The sequence below is a fragment of the Achromobacter anxifer genome, assembly GCF_903652925.1.
Taxonomy (GTDB): Bacteria; Pseudomonadota; Gammaproteobacteria; order Burkholderiales; family Burkholderiaceae_B; genus Achromobacter; species Achromobacter anxifer.
In genome coordinates this window covers 19761-32668 of sequence record NZ_CAHLAR010000025.1, presented here as the reverse complement: position 1 = coordinate 32668, position 12908 = coordinate 19761, and the positions used below count along the sequence as shown (strand labels likewise).

14 protein-coding genes and 2 tRNA genes are annotated in these 12908 nt (G+C 67.4%); 10 read left to right on the top strand and 6 right to left on the bottom strand.

Translation table 11 applies throughout. The features are described from left to right. Nucleotides 1–30 precede the first annotated feature (30 nt). Nucleotides 31–107 (top strand) — tRNA-Arg (locus HWY37_RS34470). Nucleotides 108–322: 215 nt separating this feature from the next. On the opposite strand, the gene HWY37_RS34465 is transcribed toward HWY37_RS34470, so the two are convergent. Beyond that, nucleotides 323–544: a DUF3079 domain-containing protein gene (locus HWY37_RS34465; RefSeq protein ID WP_175206714.1), complete on the bottom strand. Its 222-nt coding sequence runs from the start codon at nt 542–544 to the stop codon at nt 323–325. Between the two features lie 195 nt (nt 545–739). On the opposite strand from HWY37_RS34465, the gene HWY37_RS34460 reads away from it, so the two are divergent. Beyond that, nucleotides 740–816: transfer RNA gene (locus HWY37_RS34460), tRNA-Arg, on the top strand. A gap of 119 nt (nt 817–935) precedes the next feature. Here the strand turns inward: HWY37_RS34460 and HWY37_RS34455 are convergent. Both HWY37_RS34455 and HWY37_RS34450 read right to left on the bottom strand, forming a co-directional pair. Continuing rightward, entirely contained in the window at nt 936–1187 is a 252-nt protein-coding gene (locus HWY37_RS34455; RefSeq protein ID WP_175206713.1) for a hypothetical protein, read from the bottom strand. Nucleotides 1188–1288: 101 nt separating this feature from the next. Beyond that, nucleotides 1289–1912, bottom strand: coding sequence for a helix-turn-helix domain-containing protein (locus HWY37_RS34450; RefSeq protein WP_246302484.1), 624 nt, complete (start codon nt 1910–1912; stop codon nt 1289–1291). Between the two features lie 547 nt (nt 1913–2459). On the opposite strand from HWY37_RS34450, the gene HWY37_RS34445 reads away from it, so the two are divergent. Then, complete coding sequence (locus HWY37_RS34445; RefSeq protein WP_246302483.1) at nt 2460–2720, top strand: hypothetical protein; 261 nt, start codon at nt 2460–2462, stop codon at nt 2718–2720. Here HWY37_RS34445 and HWY37_RS34440 read toward each other — a convergent pair. Continuing rightward, nucleotides 2695–3495 carry an SIR2 family NAD-dependent protein deacylase gene (locus HWY37_RS34440; protein ID WP_176090920.1) on the bottom strand — a complete coding sequence of 267 codons (801 nt, stop codon included), beginning with the start codon at nt 3493–3495 and terminating at the stop codon, nt 2695–2697. The two genes, HWY37_RS34445 and HWY37_RS34440, sit on opposite strands and share 26 nt — an antisense overlap. A gap of 166 nt (nt 3496–3661) precedes the next feature. Here HWY37_RS34440 and HWY37_RS34435 point away from each other — a divergent pair, with 166 nt between their 5' ends. Continuing rightward, the gene (locus tag HWY37_RS34435) at nt 3662–4288 is read left to right on the top strand and encodes a cysteine dioxygenase family protein (protein WP_176090919.1); all 627 of its coding nucleotides are present in this window, start codon (nt 3662–3664) and stop codon (nt 4286–4288) included. Nucleotides 4289–4349: 61 nt separating this feature from the next. Next, nucleotides 4350–5114 (top strand): IclR family transcriptional regulator, encoded by a 765-nt coding sequence (locus HWY37_RS34430; RefSeq protein ID WP_175206709.1) that lies wholly within the window; start codon nt 4350–4352, stop codon nt 5112–5114. Here HWY37_RS34430 and HWY37_RS34425 read toward each other — a convergent pair. After that, a complete protein-coding gene (locus tag HWY37_RS34425) occupies nt 5023–6684 on the bottom strand; it encodes an FAD/NAD(P)-binding protein (protein ID WP_246302482.1) in 1662 nt (553 codons plus the stop codon). The genes HWY37_RS34430 and HWY37_RS34425 overlap by 92 nt on opposite strands. Continuing rightward, nucleotides 6681–7649 (bottom strand): Bug family tripartite tricarboxylate transporter substrate binding protein, encoded by a 969-nt coding sequence (locus HWY37_RS34420; RefSeq protein ID WP_175206708.1) that lies wholly within the window; start codon nt 7647–7649, stop codon nt 6681–6683. The genes HWY37_RS34425 and HWY37_RS34420 overlap by 4 nt, the downstream gene beginning before the upstream one ends. A 288-nt stretch (nt 7650–7937) precedes the next feature. Between HWY37_RS34420 and HWY37_RS34415 the strand changes: the two genes are divergently transcribed. From HWY37_RS34415 to HWY37_RS34395, 5 genes are read left to right on the top strand one after another with little or no spacing between them, the layout of a single operon-like run. Further along, the gene (locus tag HWY37_RS34415) at nt 7938–9104 is read left to right on the top strand and encodes a CaiB/BaiF CoA transferase family protein (RefSeq protein WP_176090918.1); all 1167 of its coding nucleotides are present in this window, start codon (nt 7938–7940) and stop codon (nt 9102–9104) included. Continuing rightward, nucleotides 9101–9823 (top strand): enoyl-CoA hydratase/isomerase family protein, encoded by a 723-nt coding sequence (locus tag HWY37_RS34410; protein ID WP_176090917.1) that lies wholly within the window; start codon nt 9101–9103, stop codon nt 9821–9823. Before HWY37_RS34415 ends, HWY37_RS34410 begins: the two co-directional genes overlap by 4 nt. A 31-nt stretch (nt 9824–9854) precedes the next feature. After that, the gene (locus HWY37_RS34405) at nt 9855–10688 is read left to right on the top strand and encodes a CoA transferase subunit A (RefSeq protein WP_176090916.1); all 834 of its coding nucleotides are present in this window, start codon (nt 9855–9857) and stop codon (nt 10686–10688) included. After that, nucleotides 10681–11415 (top strand): CoA-transferase subunit beta, encoded by a 735-nt coding sequence (locus HWY37_RS34400; RefSeq protein ID WP_176090915.1) that lies wholly within the window; start codon nt 10681–10683, stop codon nt 11413–11415. Before HWY37_RS34405 ends, HWY37_RS34400 begins: the two co-directional genes overlap by 8 nt. A gap of 9 nt (nt 11416–11424) precedes the next feature. After that, nucleotides 11425–12906: a class I adenylate-forming enzyme family protein gene (locus HWY37_RS34395; RefSeq protein WP_176090914.1), complete on the top strand. Its 1482-nt coding sequence runs from the start codon at nt 11425–11427 to the stop codon at nt 12904–12906. Nucleotides 12907–12908: the final 2 nt, after the last annotated feature.

Genomic DNA, 12908 nt, shown 5'->3' with positions numbered 1-12908 from the left:
ATTATTCAAGGCTTGCTTTCAAACGCAAATGCGCCCGTAGCTCAGCTGGATAGAGTACCTGGCTACGAACCAGGGGGTCGTAGGTTCGAATCCTGCCGGGCGCGCCAAGTTGATTTAATCACTTGGCCAATACAGCAAAGAAAATGGAAAGGCCTTTGATCTCTGATCGAAGGCCTTTTTGTTTTGCGCGTCCATGTTCGCGCTTGAGCGTTTCATGCGCGATGCGTGTGCCTGAAGGCGGACGTTCCGGGCATGCGTATCGCATGCATGCGCATCAATCAATGCGCGCACCTGCTTCATACATGCACGCCATGCGCGCGCGTCAATGCGCAGTCATCGCATCCGCGTTCTTGCCCGACGGCGCTTCTTCTTCGCCCAGATCCCAGTTTCCAACCGTGTACCAATCATCGCCCAGCAGTTCGGCCGGGTGCATGGTGCGTCCCGAGCCGTTGCCGCAGGCAAGCGCGTCGGTGGAGCAGTAGCGGTCGCAACCCCAGCAGATGCGTTCGGGGTGCTTGGGATGCAGGGGAAATTTCTTGGCCATGTGCAATACCTAGCTCAGGTTCGCGTCCGCAGCGCTGCGCGCGTGCCGGGCGTACGTTTTCAGCGTACTGCGCGATGCCTGGGGCAAGTCTTGACCTGGCTCAAACAGGACGGCGATGACGCGCGAAACGTGCCATCGCCACCGGGCGATTTGCGCGGCCCATGGATTTCATGCTATAAACACGCCTCTTTCGGAGCGCCCGTAGCTCAGCTGGATAGAGTACCTGGCTACGAACCAGGGGGTCGTAGGTTCGAATCCTGCCGGGCGCGCCAAGTTTCATGACTTGGTCAGATACGTAAAGAGAAAACGGAAAGGCCTTTGATCTTGGATCGAAGGCCTTTTTGTTTTGCGCCGCACCCATGAAGCGATGGCTTGACGCTGTCGTGGGCGCTCAAGCGCGTCGTCGTCGGTCCACCGCCGTCAAGGACGTGCCGCTCTTGAGCAGCTGGTAAGTCTGGCCGCCGAGCCAGGCGACCTTTTCGCCTGTGCTGGTGCGGCATACGCAATGCGTTTTCGGGTCGAAGCGGGACGTGCCCAGCGCGGAGTAGGCATCGGGGTCCGAAACGAATCGTTCAATGCGGTAGAGCGTGCCGTCCGGCGCGGTGGCGAGGACGTCGGTCAATCGTCTTGCGGTGCCGAGCATATGCGATACCTCCATGCGCGGGCCATTGGATATACGGCGCCAAAGTCATTTGGACAATTCAGCGCGCCAGGACGGGAAACTTGCGGTTTCTGCGCCGGGCGCTAGTGAACGTGTCCTCCAAACAATGAATCATCGAGCTGGTCGGGAGAGACGCCCAGGGCTTCGGAAACGCGGTCCAGGATAACCTGCCTGGGCCGCGGGCGCGGCCTTTCCAGTTCGATATAGATGGAGTGGTCCACGCCCAGGCGGGCAGCCATATCAGCGGTGCTGATATTGAGATGCTCGCGCCAGGCGCGTATCAGGCTCCAATCGTTGCCGGTTTTCAGATTGACGACAGCTAATGGTAAGTGCCCCTGGCCCGGCGCATGGGTCTTGCGCGGGTCGGGTTTCCTGCGGGTGTCGCGCAGGCCGCTTTTGGCGGCATGGCCCTTGCGGGATTCGCTGCGAGGTGTGGTGACCGCAGGTTCGGCGGTGTAGATGGCTCCGCCATTCAATTGGCGGTATTGGTCGTCGCCGATCCAGTGCAGGGTCTCGCCGTTGTCGAGCATGCATTCGCAATCCAGGTGATAGTTGCTGGGCATGCTTTCGAGCTGGGCGATGGTTTCGGTGGTCGTGGCGTGACGCACCACACGGTGCAAGACACCGTCTGGCGAACGTACGAACACGTCGGGAAGTCTCCAGGAAAAAGGAATGATGATCTCCGCTGCCGAAACCTGTTTCGCCACTGTAATCCGCGCTACGTGTGGTGGGATTTGGGGGTTTCCCTCGCCTGCCTCCAGTCACTGATTGTGCGCTACATCAGCCCTCCACATCTTCACAAATCTTCACCATGCGCGGGGCTATCATCGCCGCGTTGCCCGCTGTTCCGGGCGTATGGTTCGAATGTGGCAGATGCGTGCATGCGCGGCTGGAATCCAGGATGCGCGGCCGCGCGCGAGAGCGCTGGCATGGTGGGCGGTGCTGGCGTCATGCGCGCTGCATGCGGGAGTGGCTAGCCTGTGGTGGCGTGAGCGGATCGAGCCCGCGAGCGCGCGCGCTTGGCATGAGCCAGAGTCGCCGTTCTTCGTGGATCTGTTGCCTCCCAAAGCGCCGGCGCAGTCGATGCTCCGGACGTCCGATACTCAGCAGGGGAGCTTAGTGCAGGACGCTCCGGCGTCCGAATCCAGTTCCGCGTCAACGCCAGACAGACGGCCGGCGTCTGCCGTCGCGCCGCGCGAGCGCTCAGGTGCGCGCAAAGCGCCTCTGCCGCCTGCGCGGCAGCCGGACAAGGGGATGGGGGAGCCAAGCGCGGCGGCGCCTTCGCGCGACTTCGGCTGGCGCGCCGAAGACGCGGCGGCGGCGGGCATGCCGCATGCGCGTGGCGAGCCCGTCGTGCGCCTGGGACCCAAGGCGCCGGCCGAGCAATCCGACATCGCGCGGGGCATCGCCAAGAGCGCCAGGCCGCCGTGCAAGAACGCGCACGCGGACAAGGGCTTGCTGGCCTTGCCGTTCCTGCTGGCCGACACCGTTACGGACCGGGGGTGCAAGTGGTGACGCCAAAGCCCGCGCTGGCCAGCAGCGCGGGCATAAGGTCCGCGGCCGCGCCGCGCAGGTTGTGATGGGCGCGCGCATCCAGCGGCGTGGCGGATGGATTGATCTGCGCGACGACCGCGCCCGCGGCCAGCGCGCGCTGCGGCAATTCGGCGGCGGGATAGACCAGCGCGGACGTGCCGATGCTCAGCAGCAGGTCGCACGTTTCGGCGGCCTGCAGGGCGGCATTCCAGGCATCGCGCGGCAGGCTTTCGCCAAACCATACGACGCCCGGTCTTACCGGCGCGCCGCAATGCGTGCATACGGGCGGAGCGATGCGGCGTCCTTCCTCGGGCTCGTCGGGTAGGGCATCGGCAAAGGCTTGCGCGGCGCCGCAGGCCGAGCAGCGCGGCGCGTGCAGGCTGCCATGCAGATGCTCGACGCGGGGGCTGCCCGCGCGTTCGTGCAGGTCATCCACGTTCTGCGTGACGACGAGAAGCTCGGGCACATGCCGCGCCAGTTCCGCGATGGCGCGGTGCGCGGCGTTGGGCGCGGCGCGCAAGACCTGCGCGCGCCGCCATTCATACCAGCCCCACACGATGTCGGGATGAGCCTGGAACGCCTCGGGCGTCGCCAGCGCCTGCGCGTCGAAGCGCGACCACAGGCCGGTCAATGCGTCGCGGAAGGTGGCGATGCCGCTTTCCGCGGATACGCCTGCGCCGGTGAAGACGACCGCGCGGCGCGCGTGGCGCAGCGCCTGCGCCAGCGGGGGAGGAATATCGTGATGCGTGTTTTTCATTTTCGATCTTCAAGCCAGGCCTATACGCTGCACGCGCGCGCATGGGCCTGTCAAGAAAAGCCCGGAGCGATTACCCAGGCGCTGTGAGGGGCAAGAAGGCGTATTTTTCCTGAATCGTGGATACTGCTTTTTCAATCTGGGATTTTTAAAGTCATGGAGAGTAGCAATGCCTGAATCTCATGCCGGCCTGGACAGGCTGCGCCATTTCATCGCCACCGCGACCCGCATGGCCACGCCGTCCGGCCTGGCGCAGACGCCGGAACTGCAGGCCGCATTCGCCGACCTGGTGCGCCATGACGACTGGCTGCCCGAGGCCTGTACCGCGCCCCATCCGCAGTACTACCAGCAGTACCTGCTGCATTGCGATCCGCTGGAGCGGTTCTCGCTGGTGAGCTTCGTGTGGGGGCCGGGCCAGTTCACGCCGGTGCACGACCACGAGGTCTGGGGCTATGTGGGCATGCTGCGCGGCGCCGAAGTGAATCAGCGCTATGTCCGGACTCCAGATGGCCGCGTCGAGCCGGCGGGCGCCGCCACCACCTTGCAGCCGGGCGACGTGGAGCGCCTGTCGCCCGCAGAAGGCGATATCCACCGCGTGTCCAACGCCTACCCGGACCGCGCTTCCATCAGCGTGCATCTCTACGGCGGCAACATCGGCGCCGTGTCGCGCCACGTCTATGACCCCGCGACGGGGCAGGCCAAGCCCTTTGTTTCCGGCTATTCGTCGACCAGCCTGCCTAACCTGTGGGACCGTTCCGAAGCCGTGCGCGCCGCCATTGCGCAAGGCAAGGGCTGAGACCTGTTCGCGGGCGGCGTCTCGTGCTATTTTTCTGTCCTAAATATTAGGAAAATAGATAATGGACAAGACGCTGCTCAAAGGTCTGATGGTGCTGGAGGCGGTGACCGACGTGGACAATCCGCCGCGTACCATCGATGCGCTGGCCGCCCGCGTCGGGCTGACCCGCAGCAATACGCACCGCACCTTGCAGACGCTGATACACGCGGGCTATGTGATCAAGGATGACGACGGCGGCGGCTACCGCGGCGCCGTGCGCCTGTTCGAATTGGCGGCGCGGCAACTGGCGCAGCTGGACGTGCGCAAGCTGGCGGCGCCTTTCATGCGCACCCTGGCTGACCAGACCGGCGAAACCGTGCACCTGTCGGTGCTGGACGGCTTCGACGTGGTCTATGTCGACAAGATCGACAGCCCGCAGCCCATACGCGCCTATTCGATGGTGGGCGGCCGCGCGCCGGCCTATGCGGTCGCGACCGGCAAGGCCTTGCTGGCCTATCAGGCCGAAGGCTATGTCGAGCGCTACGCCGACAAGCTGGTGCGCCACACGCCCTCGACCATCGTGTCCATGCCGCTGCTGAAGGATGAATTGCGCAAGATCGCGCGCGCCGGCTATGCGGTCAATCGCGGCGAGTGGCGCGAGGGCGTGGGCGGGCTGGCCGTGACCTTGTTCAACAGCCTGGACCAGCCCGTGGCCGCGGTGGGCATTTCCGGTCCGCTGGACCGGCTGAGCGCGGCTAGGATGAAGCAGCTGGCGCCGGACGTGTCGGCCTGCGCCCAGTCCATTTCGCAAGGGATGGGCTATCGCCGGGGCTATCTGGACCAGTAGCGGAACGCGTCAGGGCCGCGGCGATGCGCCGCGCCTGATCCAGCGCCAGGCGCGCGTTCACGTCCATCGACGTGGTCCAGAAATACGTGCCACCCGCCAGGCTGCCCAGCACCGAAATGTCCGGCTCGATCTCGCCGCGCGCGTTCTTCAGGCAGCCCGTGCCGTAGTCCAGCGCCAGGCCGCCGTGCGGATCGGCCTGCGCATGCCCCTCGCTCAGCAGCGCCGACACCAGCGGGTCCTGCGTGCGCAGCGCGTCCACCGAAAAGCTGGTGGCATTGATCAGGTAGCGGCTGGCGTGCGTGACGACCTGTCCCGCCGCGTCGCGCAGGCGTGTTTGGAACAGGCTGCTGGCGGCGTCGTGGCGGCTGTCGAGATAGCCGCCTTGCACCTGCAATTGGCCGCGCTTGAACAGCGCTTGCAGCTTCAGCGCGTTGCGCATCGGAAAGGTGGCGCGCCGCGCCATCCACAGCGAACGCCATTGCGACTGGAAACGGCCGCGCTCCGCGTCCGGCAGCAGATGCCAGATCCGGTCCACCGCGGCGTTGGTCGCCGCCGCCACCGCCTGCCACGGGCGCGCCGCCTGCTCGGACCGCCGTATCTCCGCGTCCAGCGCAACACGCGCATCACCCGCCATGCCGAACACATCTTCCGCGTCGAGGCTGCCGCCCAGCGCCTGCACTTCTTCCTTGAGCGCCGCGGCGATGGCCTCCAGCGACAGCTTGCCGCCATGTCTTGCGGCCAGCTGCGTGACGCCGTCAGGGCTCAGTTGCCGCAACGTGTCGGGCGCCCGGTTGTGGGGACTGCGCACCGCGGGCAGGCGGCCGTTGCGCGATGCGCACAGAATGGGACCGCGATGGCCGGCCTGTTGCAGGGCGGCAATGGCGTCCACCGCGCTCAGGCTGGTGCCGACCACGCAGACTGGCGCGTCGGCGTCGATGCCGCCGGCCAGCTCATGGACCGGGTAGGGACTGTTGAAATAGCCGGGCGCGTCCTGCAATTGCGCAAAGGCCTGCGAGGGCAGGTTGCCATTGCACAGCACCGCAATGCGCGCATGGCAGGCCGCGCCTTGCTCCGCTTCGACGCTCACGCCGCCGCCGGGCTGTGGCGCCACGCGGCGGACGCGGCTTTGCACATGCGTGAGCGCGATGCCGCGGGCGGACGCGAGCTCGCGCGCCCGCGCATACACCGCGCGCATGTAGGCGCCGAACAGGGGGCGCGGCAGGAAATCTCCTGGCGCTATCGTGTCGGCGCCCTGGGCGCGCAGCCAGGCCGGATCCTGCTCGCACAGCCACTCCACGAAGTCCAGCCTTTGGTCCGCCCGCGCCGACATATTGCCGGCGGGGATGTTGAGCAGGTTGCTGGGCAGGTCGGCCTGGTAGGCGCCGCCGGGGCCGGGTTCGGCCTCTGGCTCGTACAGCGCGATGGACAGCGGCCGTCCGCCCGTGGCGTCCAGCGCGAGCAGGAACTGATAGAGGAAACTGACCGCCACCGAGCCGCCGCCGACGATGGCCAGGTCCGCTGCGAGCGGCGCGGACGCGTCGTGGGGAACCATCAAGCGGGGCGCGCTCATTTGGCGGCCGACAGGCGCACGACGTCGGCCCAGCGGGCGACCTCCTGTTTGAGCACGCGGCTGGTGTCCGCCGGCGTGGTGGCCACCGCGTCGGCGCCCAGCTTTTGCGCGGCCTGCTGCACGGAGGCCATGGCGGCGGCCTTCTGCATGCCGGCCGACAGCTTGTCCACCACGGCAGGCGGCGTGCCGGTGGGCGCCAGCAGCGCGTAGGTGGTGGCGACGGAATAGTCCTTCACGCCCTGTTCGGCCAAGGTGGGCAGGTCGGGCAGCGCCGTGGCGCGCGTGGCGGTGGTGACGCCAAGCAGGCGGATCTTGCCGCTGGCGACTTGCGGCAGCAGCGCCGGCAGCGTTTCGATGACCATGTCGATCTGGCCGCCCAGCAGGTCGGTGATGGCCGGGCCGCTGCCGCGGTACGGCACGTGCATGAGCCGGGTGCCCGTCACGACCTGGAACAGTTCGCCCGCCATGTGCTGGGAAGTGCCGGGGCCGGCCGAGCCGAAGGTGATGGTGCCGGGCTTGCTCTTGGCCAGGGCGATCAGCTCCTGCACGTTCTTGGCGGGGATCTTGCTGCTGTTCACTGCGACGGCCATGGGCATGCTGGTGGCCATGGACACGCCGACGAAGGCGGTGCCGAAGTCATAGCCCGGCTTATCGGGCATGGCCGCATGGATGGCGTGGCTGCCCACTGCGCCCATCAGCAGCGTGTAGCCGTCGGCGGCGGACTTGGCGACGTATTCCGCGCCGATCTCGCCGCCGGCGCCCGCCTTGTTTTCCACCACCACGCTTTGCCCCAGATAGTCGCCCAGGTGCTGCGCGTAGATGCGCGCGGCGGCATCCGTGGCGCCGCCGGGCGGGAAGGGGACCACCATGCGCACGGGCTTGGTCGGCCAGTTGTCGGCCGCGGCCGCGCCGCCCGCCAATGCCAGAACCATGCCTGTCAGGGCAATGCGCCACATCTTCTTCATGGGAGGTCTCCTTGGTGTAGGTGGGGACGGCATGCGCTGACGGCTGCGGTCCTTTTTTATAAATCCTAAAATATAGGATTCATGTATCAATAAATGGTTTACCTAGAATTCCACAGGGTGCTATGCTGGTCAACAATTAAGCGCGTCACCTAGGGATTGCACTAGGATTTGCAACGGAGTCGGCCTTAATCACCGTGGCCAGGGCATGGATGATGCCAGCCTTCGGGGTGCGCACTTATAATGTTTTTTTAGTCCTAAATATTGAATTTTCATAACGAGAGGTCAGACATGACACCCAGTTCGGCGCTGGCCGGCATCACGGTGCTGGAGATTTGCAATGTCGCGGCGGGGCCGTTTTGCGGCATGTTGTTGGCGGATATGGGCGCCGACGTGATCAAGGTCGAAAACCCCGAAGGCGGCGACACGCTGCGCAGCTGGCCGCCGATCTCGGACGGCTACAGCGAGAACTTCGCGTCCCTCAACCGCAACAAGCGCTCGGTGACGCTGAACCTGAAGGATCCCGGCGACCTGACCCTGGCGCGCGAGCTGGCGTTGACCGTCGACGTGCTGATCGAGAACAACCGCCCGGGCGTGATGGATCGCCTGGGGCTGGGCTACGCGCAACTGCGCGAGGCCAACCCCAAGCTCGTCTATTGCTCGATCTCGGCCTACGGCCAGTCGGGACCGCGTTCGCAGGAAGGCGGATTCGACCTGACCATCCAGGCCATGAGCGGCATCATGAGCGTGACCGGCGAGGCCGGCGGCGAACCCGTGAAATGCGGCGTGCCGCTGGCGGACTTTTCGGCGGGCCTGTACGGCGCCTTCGCCATCGCCTCGGCCCTGCGCGCGGCGCAGGCCAGCGGGCAGGGCACGCATATCGACGTGCCCATGCTGGGCGCCACGCTGGGCATCGCCGCCTTGCAGACCTCCGAGTACTTCGGCAGCGGCAAGGATCCGGTCAAGCTGGGCTCGGCGCATCCGCGCAATGCGCCTTACCAGGCCTTCCGCTGCAAGGGCGGCTACTTTGGCATGGCGGCGGGCAACCAGGCCTTGTGGAAGGGCGTCTGCGCCACCGTTGGCCGCGAGGACCTGCTGGCCGATCCGCGCTTTACCGACACCAGCGCGCGCGCCCGCAACCAGGCGGCGCTGCGCGACATCCTGGAAGCGATTTTCGAAGCCGAGGACGCGCAGACCTGGCTGGCGCGTTTCCGCGCCGCCGGCGTGCCTTGCGCGCCGATCAACACCTATTCCGAAGTGCTGGCCGATCCGCAGGTGGAGCACATGGGCTGGGTGCAGCCCGTGGAGCTGCCCAACGGCGTGCGCACGCGCACCTTCGGGCTGCCGGTGCGGTTCGACGGCCAGACCACGGCCCTGCGGCGCCGGCCGCCCGCACTGGGCGAACACAACGACGAAGTGCTGGGCGCGCTGCGCGCCGCCAGGAAGGAGACGGCATGAGCGATGTTCTGCGCATCGACAAGCAAGGCGCGGCGCACGTGCTGACGCTGGCGCGGCCCGACAAGATGAATGCTTTGTCGGCGGAGCTGGTGGAGGCGCTGATCGCCGCGCTGGACCAGGCCGAAGCCGCGGACGCCAGCCTCATCGTGCTCAAGGGCGAAGGCAGGAACTTCAGCGCGGGCTTTGATTTCGGCAACTGGCAGGAACAGAGCGAAGGCGACCTGCTGTTGCGCTTCGTGCGCATCGAGACGCTGCTGCAGCGGCTGGCGGCGTCGCCCTGCCTGACGCTGGGGCTGGCGCATGGCCGCAACTTCGGCGCCGGCGTGGACCTGTTCGGCGCCTGCAAATGGCGCGTCAGCGCGCCTGACGCGACCTTCCGCATGCCCGGACTGAAGTTCGGCCTGGTGCTGGGCACGCGGCGTTACGCGGCCTTGGTGGGGGCGGAGCGGGCGCGCACGGTGCTGGAGCAGGCGGCCACGTTCATTGCCGAAGAGGCCTTGCGCGATGGCTTTGCCAGCCGCGTGGCCGCCGCGCAGGACTGGCCGCAGATCGAACGCGAGGCGCTGGACGCCGCCTCCGCGCTGAGCCGCGCCAGCCGCGTCCAGCTGTATGCGGCGCTGTCGGCCGAAACGCCGGACACCGATCTCGCGCGGCTGGTGCGCTCGGCCGCCGAGCCGGGACTGAAGGACCGCGTGGCGGCATATCTGCAGGCGCGCTGATCACCAAAGAACAAGCAGGCTAGGAGACATCATGGCATCGGGTTTCAATCAGAAGAACAAGCAGTGCACGCTGGCGGAACTGGCGGCGCTGGTGCCCAACGGTGCGTCGATCGCCCTGGGCGGCAGCTTTCTGCACCGGGGGCCGTTCGCCTTCGTGCGCGAACTGATACGCCAGGGACGGCGCGACCTGGAGTTGATCAAGCAGTCGCCGGGCTACGACGTGGACATCCTGTGCCGCGCCGGCGCGCTGCGCCGGGTACGCGCCGGCATCGTCGCCATGGAAGGGAATTTCGGCCTGGCGCCCTGGTACCGCAAGGCGGTCGAGCGCCGCGAGATCGAACTGGAAGAGCATGCCTGCGCCAGCCTCACGGCCGGCCTGCGGGCGGCGGCCTTCGGTGTGCCGTTTCAACCCTGCGGCGGCCTGCATGGCAGCGGCCTGCCCGAGCTCAATGGCTGGAAGTGCCTGGACGATCCTTATGGCAGCGGCCAGAAGACCTGGGTGGTGCCGGCGATCCGCCCGGACTTCGCCGTGATCCACGCGTCGGAAGTGGACGCGCTGGGCAATGTGCGGGTGCATGGCACCGCGCACTGGGACCGCATCATGTCGCGCGCCGCGGGCAGCGTGCTGGTGGTGGCCGAGAAGCTCGTCGACAGCGCGGTGTTCGAGGCCAATCCGGAATCCACGCTGGTGCCGTTCTTCATGGTGCAGGCCTATGCCATCGCGCCGCAAAGCGCATGGCCGGGCTCCTGCTGGCCGGACTACGCCATCGACTATCCGGCGGTGGAGGCATACATGGACAAACATAGTGATCTGCAGGCGCACATGGCTGCGGCGCCCGAAGCGCGGGAGGTGCAGCATGGCTGAGCAATGGTCGGGTTTTTCGTACATCGTGACCAATCTGGCGCGGTTCATCCGGCCGGACGAGATCACCTTCAGTGGCGTGAATTCCACCATGCCGATGCTGGCCTGCCTGCTGGCCAAGCGCGCCTACGATTGGGACTTCGTCTACATCAACGTGGCCGGCGGCGTGAACCCGCGGCCGTCGCAGGTGCCGATTTCCAGTTCCGATCCGGTGCTGGCCGAGCACACGGCGTCGATCTTCTCGAACGAAGATTTCTACGACCTGTGCACGCGCGGCCGCATGGACCTGACCTTCCTGGGCGCGGCGCAGATCGACGGCGAAGGCTGCGCCAACAACTCCTGCATCGGCGACTGGCATGAGCCCAAGGTGCGCCTGCCGGGCGGCGGGGGCGGCGCGGTGATGCTGCCCACCGCCAAGCGCGCCTGCACCTGGCGCACCGAACATTCGCGGCGCACCTTCGTGTCCAAGCTGGACTTTATGACCTCGTGGGGCGGATTCCATGGCGTGGTCACGCCGATAGCCGTGTTCGTCAAGCGCGACGGCCGGCTGGCCCTGCAGTCCTGGCATCCGGAATCCAGCCTGTCGGAAGTGCGCGAGCGCACCGGCTTCGAGTTCGACGCCACTGGCGCCGAACCGTCCGCACTGCCCTCCGCGGCCGAGGCCCGCGCGCTGCGCGAGCTGGACCCGGACGGGCAGTTCGAACGCGACGCCGCCGTCGTCCTGCGCTAGGAGGCCGCCATGACGATAGCCGACGCCACGCTGGTGGCCGCTTTCGCGCGCCTGTGGAACCAGCCCTCGTGGGCTGGCCGCCCCGCCATCGAAACCCCGGACGGCACGCTGACATACGCCGCGCTGCATCTTGCAGTCGGCCGCATCGCGGGCGGGCTGCGAGCCGCCGGCGTCGCGCGCGGCAGCCAGGTGGCCATCGCGATGGAACGGTCGCAGGCGCAGGTGCTGGCGATCCTGGGCGCGATGGCGGCGGGCGCCTGCCCCTGCCCGCTGGAGCCGCGCCTGTCGGACGCGGAAACCGCAAGGCGCGTGGCGGCGGTGGGCCTGGGCTGGGTGCTGCACGATGCGGCCAATGCGGCGACCGCAAGGGCCAGCGGCCTGGCACCGCAGCGCCTGCTGGACGCCGCCGGCGTGGCGCAAGGCCCGCAGGATTGGACGGGCGCAAGCGAGGCCGAACCGGGCGACGCGGGCCTGCTGCTGTTCACCTCCGGCAGCACCGGCAATCCCAAGGGCGTGCTGCTGAGCCATCGCGGGCTTGCCAACAATGCGCGCGGCGTGCTGGCGCACACCGGACTGACGCAGGACGACCGCCTGCTGCACGTGATGCCGCTGCATCACACCAATGCGCTGAACAACCAGATCTTCGCGCCGCTGCTCGCGGGCGCCTGCGTGGCGCTGGCGGGGCGTTTCCGGGCGGAGGACATGCCGGGCCTGCTGCGCGCGTTCAGGCCGTCCATCATCACCGGCGTGCCAACCATGTACGCGCGCATGCTGGAGCTGGAATTCGATGCGGCCAGCCTGGCGGCGCTGCGCTTCGCGCGCTGCGGCTCGGCGCCGATCACCGAAGCGCAGCACCGGCGCATCGAGGCCTTCCTGGGCTGCCCGCTGGTGGTGTCCTACGGCCTGTCGGAAGCCACCTGCACGTCGACCATGAATCCGCCGGCCGCGCGCCGCGTGGGTTCGGTGGGCACGGTGCTGGCCGGACAGAGCGTGACCTTGCGCCTGCCCGACGGCAGCGAGGCCGCGCCGGGCGGCGAGGGCGAGATCTGCATCGCCGGCGACAGCCTGATGCTGGGCTACCTGGGCGTGGACAGCGCCGACGCGGGCGCGCCGAGCCTGCTGCGCACGGGCGACCTGGGTCGTTTCGACGAACAGGGCTATCTGAGCATCACCGGCCGCATCAAGGACGTGATCATCCGCGGCGGCGAGAACATCTCTCCCGCCTTGATCGAGGGCGTGGTGACCGGCATGTCGGGCGTGGCCGCCTGCTGCGTGGTGGGCGCGCCGGACGAAGACCTGGGCGAGGTGCCGGTGGTCTTCGTGCAGCGCGCGGCGGACGCTGCGCCGGATGTGGCGGACATACAGGCCGAGGTGCTGGCGCGCCTGGGCCGGATCTATGTGCCGCGCGACGTGTTGTGGATCGAGCGCCTGCCGGAGAACGCGGTGGGCAAGGTCGACCGCAAGGCGCTGGCGCGCCAGATGGCGCCGTAATC